The following is a 12,193-nucleotide window of genomic DNA, read 5'->3' on the forward strand; positions in this document are numbered from 1 at the left end:
CTCAGCCCCGCACGAGCGAGGAGACCACGCGATCCACCAGCTGAGACCGGCCGCCGAGGGCGTCGATCTCCAGGACGAACTCGCAGGCGGCGACGGTCGCGCCGCACTGCTCGACCAGGCGGCAGGTCGCCGCGGCCGTGCCGCCGGTGGCGAGGACGTCGTCGAGGACGAGCACCCGCTGCCCCGCGTGCAGGGCGTCCTGGTGCATCTCGAGGGTCGCCGCGCCGTACTCGAGGGTGTAGTCCTCGGTGACGGTGGCGCCCGGCAGCTTGCCCGCCTTGCGGACGGGCACGAAGCCGACCCCCAGGACGTAGGCCACGGCGGCGCCGAGGATGAACCCCCGCGCCTCCATCCCCACGACGACGTCCACGTCACCGCGATGGCGGCGCGCCACGTCGTCGACGACCTGGACCAGGGCGGCGCCGTCGGCCAGCAGCGGCGTGAAGTCCTTGAACAGCACGCCGGGCTGCGGGAAGTCGGGGATGTCCCGCATCAGGGACGCGACCAGGTCGGCCACGCGCTGCTGCTCCGGGTCGGGGTGCGGGCTGGTCGGCATACGGCCGGTGCCTATCGCTTGGACCGCGGCGCACGCCGCGGCTGGTTGCGGGGACCGTCCTGCGTGACGCTCGGGTGCAGGGGCCGGCGACCCCCGTCGGCGGCCGGGTGGGTCGGGCGGCGGGTCGCGGTCGCGGTGCCGGCCCGGGTGGCCGAGGTCGCGCCACCAGCAGCACCACCGGCCGCACCCGTGGCGACGTCGTCGGGGCCGGTCGCCGGCGTCAGGTCGGAGTCCAGCATGGAGCTGTGGGTGTCGTGCTTGCCGAGGTCGGACAGCAGGGTGCCGGAGAAGTTGGCGCCGCCCCGCGCCTCCTGGTAGCGGTGGGCGCGCTTGGCCTGCTCCTTCATGCCCGGCTCCCGCTCGCGCAGCATGGCCAGCACCGGGGTCGCGATGAAGACCGAGGAGTAGGCGCCGACCAGGATGCCGACGAGCAGCACCAGGGACAGGTCGAGCAGCACGCCCGGACCGATGACCAGCAGACCGACGATGAGCACGACGGTGACGGGGATGACCGACATCATCGAGGTGTTGATCGACCGCACCAGGGTCTGGTTGACGGCGAGGTTGGCCGCCTGGCTGAAGGTCTGGCGACCCGTGTGACCGGCCGCGCGGACGTTCTCCTTGACCTTGTCGAAGACCACGACGGTGTCGTAGAGCGAGTAGGCGAGGACGGTGAGGAAGCCGATCGTCGTCGCCGGGGTGATCTCGAAGCCCAGGAGGGTGTAGAGGCCGACGGTGATGACCATGTCGTGCAGCATCGCGATGAGCGCGGCCGCCGCCATCTTCCACGTGCGGAAGTAGAACGCGAGGACCACGGCGACGATCGCGAAGAAGATGAGCAGGGCGCGCAGGGCCTGCTGGCTCACCGACTGGCCCCACGACGGGCCGACGAAGGTGCTCGACACCTTGTCCTTGCCCACCTGGAACTCCTGGCCCAGGGCGTTGCTCACGGCCTGGGTCGGGGCGTCGGCGAGCTTCTCGGTCTGCACGCGGATTGAGCTGTCGCCGATCTTGGTGACCGTGACGTTGCCGGCCTGCTCCCCCGCCTTGGACGCCGCGTCCTGCACGGTGTCCTGGGCGCGGTTCTCGAAGCCCGAGATGTTGCGGATGTCGGAGACGCGGAACTCCGAGCCGCCACGGAACTCCAGGCCGAGGTTGAGGCCGCTGAAGGCCAGGGAGCCGATGCAGACGGCCAGCAGCAGGCCGGACAGCAGGAACCACACCTTGCGGCGACCGACGTAGTCGAGCCCGCGGCGACCGGTGTAGAGGTCGTTACCGAAATCAGCGACCTTGCTCACAGCACGGCCCCGCCTTCCTTGGTGTAGCTGCCCTCACGCTGCTTGGTGGCGGCGCGCTCGGTCTCCAGCGCCTCGAGCTCGGCGTCGGGGTCGCGGAACCGGCCGCGACCGACGTAGCGCGCCGGCTTGGCACCGAGGGCGTCCGGGTCGAAGCCCGAGAGCTTGTGCCCCTGGCCGAAGAACGTGGTGCGGGACAGCAGCGCCAGCATCGGGTGGGTGAAGAAGAAGACGATGATGACGTCGATGATCGTGGTCAGGCCGAGCGTGTAGGCGAAGCCGCGGACGTTGCTGGAGGCCAGCAGGTAGAGCACGACGGCGGCGATCAGGTTGACGGCGTCGGAGATGATCACGGTGCCCTTGGCCCGCTGCCACCCCGCCTCGACGGCCGCCGGGATCGAGCGACCCTCACGGATCTCGTCCCGCACGCGTTCGAAGTAGACGATGAACGAGTCGGCCGTCATACCGATCGACAGGATCAGGCCGGTGACGCCGGCCATGGACAGCCGGAAGTTCTGCGACCAGCCGAGCAGCGTGATGCACAGGTAGGTCAGCGCGGCGGCCGCGAGCAGCGAGGCCACGGTCACCAGGCCGAGAGCGCGGTACTGGATCAGCGCGTAGATCATGACCAGCACGAAGCCGATGGCGCCCGCGAGCAGACCCTTGCTGAGCTGGTCGGCGCCGAGCGTCGGGCTGACGGTGTCCTGCGTCTCGACGCGGAAGGACATCGGCAGGGCACCGAACTTCAGCTGCTGGGCCAGTGCCTCGGAGCTCGTGGCGTTGAACGACCCGGTGATGCTGGAGCGCCCGTCGAGGATCGGCACGGTGATGCGGGGGGCGACGATGACCTCGCCGTCGAGCACCGAGGCGAATTGGTTGCGCGGCGGCGGGAGGTTGAGCAGGCGCTTGGACAGGTCGGCGAACTTCTTGCCGCCGTCACCGGTCAGGGTGAGGTTGACGCCGTACTCCGTGCCCGTGCCGCCGGCCTGGTTGGGCTGCAGGCCGGACGTCGCGTCCGCGATGTCCTGGCCCTGCAGCTCGGCCGGGCCGAGGATGTACTTGGCGGCGCGGTCGGCCGAGCAGGTGACCAGGGGCTTGGAGGGATCGTCGGAGATCTTGAGGTCGAGGTTGGGATCGGTGCAGTTGAGCGCTTCGTACTGCGCCTGCACCTCGGGGGTCACCCAGGCGGGGTCGCTGGCGTTGGCCGGCTTGCCGCCGGTGCCGCTGGACGTCGGGGCCGGGGTCGCCGCGGGAGCAGCAGGCGTGGTGGCTGCGGGGGCCGTCGGCGTGGCAGCAGGCGTCGTCGCGGCCGGCGCCGCAGGCGTGGCGGCGGGGGCCGACGGTGAGACGGTCGCGGCGGGCGCGGCCTGGGCGGCGGCGGGAGGCACGACGGCCGGGGCGCCGCTCGGCGTCGCGGTGGCGGGGCTGCTCGGGGTCGCGGTGGCCGGAGCGCTCGCGGGAGCGCTGGGCTTCGCCGTGGCCGAGGCGGACCCGGTCGCAGGCGCGGTGGCCGTGCCGGTGGCCGTCCCCGTGGCGGTGGGCGTCGGGGCGGGCTGGGTCGTGCCGGGGCCCTCCACCAGGACGGGCCGGAAGCGCATCATCGAGGACTTTTTGAGCGAGTCGACGGTCTCCTGCGGCGTGCCCTTGGGCAGCGACACGACGATGTTGCGCCCACCCTGCGTGGAGACCTCGGCCTCGGCGACGCCGGACCCGTCCACGCGCTTCTGCATGATGTCGACGGCCTGGTTCATCGTCGACTCGTCGATCGCCCTGCCACCCTCGACCTGCGGCGCGAGCACCACCTGGGTGCCGCCGGCGAGGTCGAGGCCGAGCTTGGGCGTGGCCTGCGCGGTGCCCCAGGTGTTGACGCCGGCGAGCAGGGCGGCCAAGCCGAGCAGGAGCGTGGCGAACCAGACCAGGGTCCGGCGCGCTCCCCTGGTGCGAGGGTTGCGGGCCATCAGTCGGTGCCCTCGGAGAGGGTCGTCGTGGTGCCGGCGGCGGGAGCCTCACCCATGAGGGCACGCTCGTCGATGGTGATGACCACGCCCTGGGCCACCTCGACCTGCGCGACGCCGCCACCCCGGGACACGAGGGTCCCGATGATGCCGGAGGCGGTGACGATCCGCTGCCCGGGCTGGAGCGACCCGGCGCGGGACGCGGCCTCGCGCTGGCGTCGGCGCGTGGTCCACCAGAGCCACCCCAGCATGAGCAGGGGGAGCAGGAAGATGAGGTAGGACAGAGCCCCTTGGTCGTTCTGCGCCGCAGCGGCGACGAACGGGGTGGCAGAGATCATCGACACGTTCTCTCGATCGGATGGTCTGCCAAGATCGTCGGGCCCTGGGATGACGCAGAGTGAAGACCTTGACACGTGGTGCAACGAGGAGGATTCCTCTCGGCAGTGTACGGGTCGGGTCTGTCCCCACCCAATCACCACGCGCTCAGGAGAACCGGCCCTCCCCGTCGAGGGGGAGCTGCGGAGCCCCGGCTCCGGGGGCGTCCATCGGCGCGGTGAGGCCGAGGTGCTGCCACGCCAGCGCCGTGGCCGCTCGCCCGCGCGGCGTGCGGACCATGAAACCCTCGCGCACGAGATAGGGCTCAGCGACGGTCTCGACCGTGTCCGGCTCCTCCCCCACGGCGACGGCGAGCGTCGACAGGCCCACGGGGCCGCCGCCGAAGCGGGTGCACAGCAGCTCCAGCACCCCGCGGTCCAGCCGGTCCAGCCCCCGCACGTCGACGTCGAAGAGGGCGAGTGCCTCGTGCGCGGCCTCCAGGTCCACCACGCCGCGGCCATGCACCTGCGACCAGTCGCGGACGCGGCGCAGCAGACGGTTGGCGATGCGGGGTGTGCCGCGGGACCGTCCCGCGATCTCGGCGATGCCGTCGTCGAGCGCCTCGACGCCGAGGAGCCGGGCCGAGCGCACGAGGATCGCGGCGAGGTCGTCGGAGGAGTAGAAGTCGAGGTGACCGGTGAACCCGAACCGGTCGCGCAGGGGCGCCGGCAGCAGTCCGGCGCGCGTCGTGGCCCCGACGACGGTGAACGGCGGCAGCTCGAGCGGGATCGCGGTCGCGCCCGGCCCCTTGCCCACGATGACGTCGACCCGGAAGTCCTCCATCGCGAGATAGAGCATCTCCTCCGCCGGGCGGGCCATGCGGTGGATCTCGTCGAGGAAGAGCACCTCGCCCTCAGCCAGGCTGGACAGGATCGCCGCGAGGTCACCGGCGTGCTGGATGGCGGGTCCGCTGGTCACGCGGATCGGCCGCTCCAGCTCGGCCGCGACGATCATCGCCAGCGTCGTCTTGCCGAGCCCGGGCGGACCCGACAGCAGGATGTGGTCCGGCACCGCGTCCCGGCGTCGCGCGGCCTCGAGGACCAGGGACAGCTGGTCGCGCACGCGGGGCTGCCCGGGGAAGTCCACCAGCCGCTTCGGCCGCAGCGCCGCCTCGACCCGCTGCTCGTCGTCGACCCCACGGGCGTCGACGACCCGCGCCGTCGCGTCATAGCTGCCGTCGTCGGCCCGACCGGCGAACTCGTCGTCCGCCCCTCGCTCCCACACCTCGGGCACGGGTCAGCGCCCCAGCTCGCGCAGGGCGGCGCGCAGCATCGCAGAGGTCGAGGCCATGCTGCCCGCGTCGCCGGCTGACGCCACCCGCCCGACGGCGTCCTCGGCCTGCTTGACGCTCCAGCCGAGCCCGACCAGCGCCTCGACGACCTGCGGCTGGGTCCCGCCCGCGGCCGGCGCGGCACCCGCGCCCGGCGTGGCGCCCGGGAGGACGCCGACCTTGTCGCGGAGCTCGAGCACGATGCGCTCGGCGCCCTTCTTGCCGATGCCGGGCACCTTGGTCAGGGTCGCGATGTCACCCGATCCGATGGCCGCGCGCGTGACGTCGGGGGCGTGCACCGACAGCATCGCGAGCGCCAGCCGCGGCCCCACCCCGCTGACGGTCTGCACCTGCTCGAAGAGCGCCCGCTCGTCGTCGTCGCCGAAGCCGTACAACGTCAGCGAGTCCTCCCGCACCACGAGGGTCGTCGACAGGCGGGCCTGCTGCCCCACGCGCAGCCCGGCGGCCGTGGCGGGAGTCGTGTGCACCAGCATGCCGACGCCCCCGACCTCGACCACGACGTGGTCGAGGTGGGCGGTCAGCACCGTGCCGGAGACGGACGCGATCATGAGTTCTCCTGTGGTCCAGTCGTCTTCGTCGTATGCCGCAGCACCGCATCCCGGCTCACCGCAGACCCAGGCGTCGTCGGCATCGTCGCACTCCCGAGGGCCGCGAGGGTCGGTGCCGCCCCGAGGGTAGCCCTCACGACGACGTCCCGCGCCGCACCGCCTGGCGACGGGCCGCCGCCACCGCGGGGTGGGCCGAGCCGCCACCCTGCGCACGATGCTCCGCCACGGCCTGCTGCCAACGGTTGGGGGCGGCCTGCTGCCGGCGCCGCGCGGCATCGAGCGCCTCGGCCGTGCGGTTGTCGGTCACGGCCCCGGCGAGCCGTGACGCCGCCCCGCCCCGCCATACGTGGCAGATGGCGAGGGCCAGGGCGTCGGCGGCGTCCGCGGGGGTGGGCCGCTCGTCCAGGCCCAGGACCCGCATGACCATGCTCGTGACCTGGGCCTTGTCCGCCCGCCCGTTGCCCGTCACCGCGGCCTTGACCTCGGACGGCGTGTGCAGGGCCAGCGGCAGCCCGCGGCGGGCGGCCGCGAGCATCGGGATCGCGCTCGCCTGGGCCGTCCCCATGATCGTGGACACGTCCCCACGGGCGAACATGCGCTCCACCGCGATCGCGTCCGGGTCGTGGTGGTGCAGCCAGTCCTCCAGCTCGGTCTGGATGGTCAGCAGTCGTTGGTGCAGCGGCTCGCTGCTCGGGGTGCGGATCACGCCGACCGCCACCAGCCGCAGGGGACGGCCGGGGACTCCCTCCACCACGCCGACACCGCAGCGGGTGAGACCGGGGTCGACGCCGAGCACCCGCATGTCGTTTCCCTCTCGCCGGACGTGTCGCGCGACAGTGTCCACGTTGCGCACCGACAGTCTCCACCGTGCGCACCGTCAGGCTACGCGGGACACACCGACAGACCGAACACACGTTCGCCAGAGCGCCTCCGCGCGCTCCACGACCATCCCCCGTCTCGCCCACCACCCCCCGTGTCGCCCACCATCCCCCGTCTCGCGCTGCAGCCCCAGACCGACGCCGCACGGCGAGACCGCCACCACAACCCCTGACGGGAACGCTCCAGACGAACGCGAGCGGGGCCGGGCACGACCCTCGTCGTCCCCAGCCCCGCTCGCTCGTGTCCTCGCGCCGTCGTCAGTCCTCTGAACCCTCTGGTCGGACCTCCTCGGCGCTCCGGGCCTCGCTCCTACGTCGCTCGTGTCCTCGCGCTGTCGTCAGTCCTCGAACCCTCTGGTCGGACCTCCGTCGCACTCCCGGCTGCCGCGCTCCTTCGTCGCGGTCAGCAGCCGCTCGCGCTCGTCAGTCCTCTGAGTCCAGCTCGGCCGCGACCTCGTCGCTCACGTCCCCGTTCGTCCAGACGTTCTGCACGTCGTCGCTGTCCTCGAGCGCGTCGACGACCTTGAGCATCTTGCGGGCGCCGTCGGCGTCCAGCTCGACCTTGAGGTTGGGCACGAAGCTCGCTTCGGCCGATTCGTAGTCCAGGCCCGCCTGCTGGATCGCGGTGCGCACGGCCACGAAGTCGCCTGCCTCCGAGATGATCTCGAAGGTCTCGTCGTCGTCGTTGACCTCCTCCGCGCCGGCGTCGAGGACGATCTCCAGGAGGTCGTCCTCGGTCAGCTCGCGGTCCTTCTGCTGCTTGGTGAGCGTCACGACGCCCTTGCGCGAGAAGTTGTAGGCGACCGAGCCCGGGTCGGCGAGGTTGCCGCCGTTGCGGGTCAGCGCCACGCGCACCTCGGTGGCGGCGCGGTTGCGGTTGTCGGTGAGGCACTCGATCAGCACGGCGACACCGTTGGGGGCGTAGCCCTCGTACATGATCGTCTGCCAGTCCGCGCCGCCGGAGTCAGCACCGGAGCCGCGCTTCAGCGCACGGTCGATGTTGTCGTTGGGGACGGAGTTCTTCTTGGCCTTCTGGACCGCGTCGTACAGCGTGGGGTTGCCGGCCGGGTCGGCGCCGCCCTGCCTGCAGGCGACCTCGATGTTCTTGATCAGCTTGGCGAACAGCTTGCCGCGCTTGGCGTCGATCGCCGCCTTCTTGTGCTTGGTGGTGGCCCATTTGGAGTGGCCGCTCATACGTAAGCTCCTCGTGATGTCCGGCGTGGCAACTGGCCCAGTCTACGCGCCACGCACGAGGTCCACGAAGTACTCGTGGACCCGCAGGTCGCCGGTGACCTCGGGGTGGAAGCTCGTGACCAGCAGGTTGTCCTGCCGTGCCATGACGACCTTGCCGGCCGCGGCACCCTCGACCGACCCCGGCACGCTCGCCAGCACCTCGACCCTAGCGCCCACGTCCTCCACCCACGGCGCCCGGATGAACACCGCGCGCAGCGGCTCGGCCACCCCGTCGCGGATCGCCGGCACCGACAGGTCGGCCTCGAACGAGTCCACCTGGCGACCGAACGCGTTGCGCCGCACCGTGATGTCCATCCCGCCCAGGGTCTGCTGGTCGGCCGTCGCGTCGGTCACGCGGTCGGCGAGCATGATCATGCCCGCGCAGGACCCGTAGGCCGGCATACCGGCGGTGATCCGGTCCCGCAGCGGACCCTGCAGCCCGAACGCTCGCACCAGCTTGTCCATCACCGTGGACTCACCACCGGGTATGACGATCCCGTCCAGCTCGTCGAGCTCGTGCGGCCGGCGGACGGCGATGGCCTGGACGCGCAGGTACTCCAGCGCGTGGACGTGCTCGCGCACGTCGCCCTGGACGGCGAGGACTCCGATGCGGGTGGGGGCTGTCACCCGCCTCACGATAGTGCTCGGGCCGTATGCCGCTGAACCGCCCGCTCGCGCTACCGGTCCGCACCGACCGACGGGCCGCGCGGGTGGGTGCTCGCCACGAGCAGGTCGCCGAGCTGGGTGCGGGCGTAGAGCACCTCGCGGCCCCGTCGACGAGCCGCCACGAGCCCCGCCCGGGCCATGACCTGCAGGTGCTGGCTCATGGTGGGCGGGGTGACGTCGAGGTGGCACGCCAGCTGCGACGTCGTCATCGGCAGGTCGAGGAGCACCACCGCGCCGGCGCGCGTGCGACCGACGAGGTCCGCGAGCGCGGTGCCCGTCGCGTCGGGCGCCTCGCGCCACAGGGTGCCGACCCCGCGCGGTCCGTAGCTCGCCGTCGGGGAGTGCCCCGGCATGTCGAGGAACAGCAGCCCGGGGAAGGCGAACGCGCACGGCACGAGCACGAGCCCGCCGCCGGACGTGGTCGGCCCGGGCTGGCAGGCACGTTCGACGACCAGCTGCTCCCCCTCCATGCGCAGTCGGGGGTGCAGCGTCCCGAGCACCTGGTGCAGGCCTCCGCTCGCGATCTGCTCGAGGCGCCAGGCGATGTCGGACTCCCCCAGGCCGCGGAGCCGCTCCCAGACCGGGGCTACCGCCACCTCGAAGTACGCCTCGAGGTCGTCCGCCGCGCGACCGCGCACGGAGGCCGGGTCCCGCAGCCCCGCGACCAGGGCCTCGCGAGACGAGGGGGTGGGGCTCTCGGAGAGCAGGATCCGCAGGTCCTGCTCGACGACCTCCGTCGCGGCCTCGCGGACGTCGGTCAGCGCCTCCGTCATCGAGCCCTCGCGCCCGTGCGGGGTCGGCGTGACGAAGTCCGCGAGGTGCCCGGCACCGGGCACCAGCGCCAGGAGCAGGCCGAGGTCGAGGCCTGCGTCCAGCACCCGGTCACGGGCGACCTGCGCCCAGGGGTCGTGGAGGGTGCTGCCCTGGCCCTGGAGCACCTTCAGCGACGCCACCGCCTCCCACACCGGCGACACCGCGAAGCCCAGCCGCCCGAGCTCGGCCGGCCCGACCGTGCGCACGCCGGTGGGGTTCTCGCTGCGCGACCGGGTGGCGCGGGTGGCCGTGGGGCTCGTCATACGGCCAGGCTAGCCCCCGACGATGTGGCCACCACCGAATCCTGGCCCGACCAGGTCCTGCGGGCCCACGCTCGACCCATGACCACCCGCGACACGATCCCCTCGACGGGCAGCAGCAGCCGTCTGCGGACCGACGGGCCGTTCGGCCTGCCGCGCACCTACTGGGCGATCTGGACCGCCGTCCTCGTCAACCGCCTGGCGACCTTCGTCCAGCCCTTCCTGGTCCTCTTCCTCGTCCACGAGAAAGGGCTCTCGCTCGCGCAGGCCGGACTGGTCGCGGCCTTCCTCGGCGTGGGCGCGATCGTGTCGAGCCTGGTCGGCGGGTGGCTGGGCGACCGGCTGGAGCGGCGGTCGGCGATCGTCCTCAGCCAGTCGCTCGCGGCGCTAGCGCTCCTCGGGCTGGCGGCCGCGCCGACCACCCCTCTGGTCGTGGCGGGCGCCCTGGCCGTCGGGCTGTGCTCGGACCTGGCCCGCCCGGCGCAGAACGCCCTCGTCGCGGACGTCGTCGCGCCCGAGCAGCGCGTCCGCGCCTACTCCCTCGTCTTCTGGGCGCTCAACCTGGGCTTCTCGGTCGCGACGCTCACGGCCGGGGTCCTCAGCCGGTTCGGCTACGGCTGGCTGTTCGTCGTGGACGCGGCGGCCACGCTGCTGTCCGCCCTGCTCGTGGTGGTGCTCGTGCCTCGTATGCCGCGCGCCCGCCGCCCCTACGGACCCGCCACGCGCGGGGTGGTGGCCTCGATGGTCCGCGACCCGCGCGCCGTGACCCTCGTGCTCGCCGCCACGGCCTACGCGACGGTCTACCAGCAGGCCTACTCGACGCTGCCGCTCGTCATGGGGCGCGACGGCCTGTCGGCGGCGGCCTACGGCGCGATCGTGGCGGTCAACGGGGTGGTGATCGTGCTGCTGCAGCCGTTCGCGGCGGGTCGGATCGAGCGGTGGCGACCCGAGCTCGTCTATGCCACGGCCCTGGTCGTCGTGGGGGCTGGTTTCGGGCTCACCGTCGTGGCCGGGTCCGTCGCGACCCACCTGGTCGCGGTGATCGTGTGGAGCGTGGGCGAGGTGGGCGCCGCCGCGGTGATCGGCGCGATGTTCGCGGCGCTGGCGCCCCCGCACCAGCGCTCGGGCTACCTGGCGTCCTTCTCCCTGACCTTCTCGGTCGGGATGGCGGTGGGCCCGGCGCTCGGCACGTGGGTGCTGTCACGCCTGGGCGAGCCCGTCCTGTGGCTGGGATCGCTCGCGCTGCTCGTGGCCGCGGCGCTCGCCGTGAGCAGGCTCCACGCTCCGAGCGCTGACGTGCCACCCCCGCCCGCGTGCGCCGAGCGGGGGTGACGACGCTCAGCTCACCAGCCGCGCTCGGCCAGACGGTGCGGCTGCGGGATCTCGTCGACGTTGATGCCGACCATGGCCTCGCCGAGTCCGCGCGAGACGTTGGCGAGGGTGTCGGGGTCGTCGTAGAAGGTGGTGGCCTTGACGATGGCCTCCGCGCGCTGGGCCGGGTTGCCGGACTTGAAGATGCCGGAGCCGACGAAGACGCCCTCGGCGCCGAGCTGCATCATCATGGCGGCGTCGGCGGGGGTGGCGATGCCGCCGGCGGTGAAGAGCACGACGGGCAGCTTGCCGCTCTGGGCGACCTCGCGCACGAGCTCGAACGGCGCCTGCAGCTCCTTGGCGGCGACGTAGAGCTCGTCGGCCGCCATCGTCTGCAGGCGGCTGATCTCGCCGCGGATCTTGCGCATGTGGGTGGTGGCGTTGGAGACGTCGCCGGTGCCGGCCTCGCCCTTGGAGCGGATCATGGCCGCACCCTCGGTGATGCGGCGCAGGGCCTCGCCGAGGTTGGTCGCGCCGCAGACGAACGGCACGGTGAACGCCCACTTGTCGATGTGGTTGCTGTAGTCCGCGGGGGTGAGCACCTCGGACTCGTCGACGTAGTCCACGCCGAGGGCCTGCAGCACCTGGGCCTCGACGAAGTGGCCGATCCGGGCCTTGGCCATGACCGGGATGGAGACGGCCTCGATGATGCCGTCGATCATGTCGGGGTCGCTCATGCGGGACACGCCACCCTGGGCGCGGATGTCCGCGGGGACCCGCTCGAGGGCCATGACGGCGACGGCGCCGGCGTCCTCGGCGATCTTGGCCTGCTCCGGCGTGACCACGTCCATGATCACGCCGCCCTTGAGCATCTCGGCCATGCCGCGCTTGACGCGGGTGGTGCCGGTGCCGGTGCCGGCGCTGGGGACGGAAGGGGTGGTCGCGGGGCTGGACTCGGTGATGCTCATCGCGTTGGCGCTGCCTTAGCTCGAGGACTGCTGTGTCGACTTCG

General features: G+C 72.5%; 12 protein-coding genes. 1 reads left to right on the forward strand and 11 read right to left on the reverse strand.

All coding sequences use genetic code 11. The features are described 5' to 3' along the window. Position 1 precedes the first annotated feature (1 nt). The 10 genes from B4E97_RS08810 to B4E97_RS08855 all read right to left on the reverse strand — a co-directional run bounded on the left by B4E97_RS08810 (position 2) and on the right by B4E97_RS08855 (position 9,873). A complete protein-coding gene (locus B4E97_RS08810) occupies positions 2-556 on the reverse strand; it encodes an adenine phosphoribosyltransferase (RefSeq protein ID WP_029212352.1) in 555 nt (184 codons plus the stop codon). A gap of 11 nt (positions 557-567) precedes the next feature. Further along, complete coding sequence (gene secF, locus B4E97_RS08815; protein WP_286958620.1) at positions 568-1,854, reverse strand: protein translocase subunit SecF; 1,287 nt, start codon at positions 1,852-1,854, stop codon at positions 568-570. After that, positions 1,851-3,809: a protein translocase subunit SecD gene (secD, locus tag B4E97_RS08820; RefSeq protein WP_286959564.1), complete on the reverse strand. Its 1,959-nt coding sequence runs from the start codon at positions 3,807-3,809 to the stop codon at positions 1,851-1,853. Before secD ends, secF begins: the two co-directional genes overlap by 4 nt. Then, on the reverse strand, positions 3,809-4,144 hold the full coding sequence (locus B4E97_RS08825; RefSeq protein WP_050993340.1) for a preprotein translocase subunit YajC: 336 nt from the start codon (positions 4,142-4,144) through the stop codon (positions 3,809-3,811). Before B4E97_RS08825 ends, secD begins: the two co-directional genes overlap by 1 nt. A 145-nt stretch (positions 4,145-4,289) precedes the next feature. Then, complete coding sequence (ruvB, locus tag B4E97_RS08830; protein WP_029212349.1) at positions 4,290-5,414, reverse strand: Holliday junction branch migration DNA helicase RuvB; 1,125 nt, start codon at positions 5,412-5,414, stop codon at positions 4,290-4,292. Between the two features lie 3 nt (positions 5,415-5,417). Further along, positions 5,418-6,020: a Holliday junction branch migration protein RuvA gene (gene ruvA / locus B4E97_RS08835; protein ID WP_029212348.1), complete on the reverse strand. Its 603-nt coding sequence runs from the start codon at positions 6,018-6,020 to the stop codon at positions 5,418-5,420. A 133-nt stretch (positions 6,021-6,153) separates the two neighbouring features. Further along, positions 6,154-6,822, reverse strand: coding sequence for a crossover junction endodeoxyribonuclease RuvC (gene ruvC, locus B4E97_RS08840; protein WP_239266699.1), 669 nt, complete (start codon positions 6,820-6,822; stop codon positions 6,154-6,156). A gap of 499 nt (positions 6,823-7,321) precedes the next feature. Beyond that, complete coding sequence (locus B4E97_RS08845; RefSeq protein WP_019287593.1) at positions 7,322-8,092, reverse strand: YebC/PmpR family DNA-binding transcriptional regulator; 771 nt, start codon at positions 8,090-8,092, stop codon at positions 7,322-7,324. Between the two features lie 42 nt (positions 8,093-8,134). Next, on the reverse strand, positions 8,135-8,758 hold the full coding sequence (gene pdxT / locus B4E97_RS08850) for a pyridoxal 5'-phosphate synthase glutaminase subunit PdxT (protein ID WP_286959567.1): 624 nt from the start codon (positions 8,756-8,758) through the stop codon (positions 8,135-8,137). 50 nt (positions 8,759-8,808) lie between these two features. Next, complete coding sequence (locus B4E97_RS08855; protein ID WP_286958632.1) at positions 8,809-9,873, reverse strand: DUF5937 family protein; 1,065 nt, start codon at positions 9,871-9,873, stop codon at positions 8,809-8,811. A gap of 78 nt (positions 9,874-9,951) precedes the next feature. On the opposite strand from B4E97_RS08855, the gene B4E97_RS08860 reads away from it, so the two are divergent. After that, positions 9,952-11,202, forward strand: coding sequence for an MFS transporter (locus B4E97_RS08860; protein WP_286959569.1), 1,251 nt, complete (start codon positions 9,952-9,954; stop codon positions 11,200-11,202). An 11-nt stretch (positions 11,203-11,213) separates the two neighbouring features. On the opposite strand, the gene pdxS is transcribed toward B4E97_RS08860, so the two are convergent. Then, a complete protein-coding gene (pdxS, locus tag B4E97_RS08865; protein ID WP_286959570.1) occupies positions 11,214-12,149 on the reverse strand; it encodes a pyridoxal 5'-phosphate synthase lyase subunit PdxS in 936 nt (311 codons plus the stop codon). Between the last annotated feature and the right edge of the window lie 44 nt (positions 12,150-12,193).

This window comes from Arsenicicoccus sp. UBA7492 (assembly GCF_002479615.1).
Classification (GTDB): Bacteria; Actinomycetota; Actinomycetes; order Actinomycetales; family Dermatophilaceae; genus Arsenicicoccus; species Arsenicicoccus bolidensis.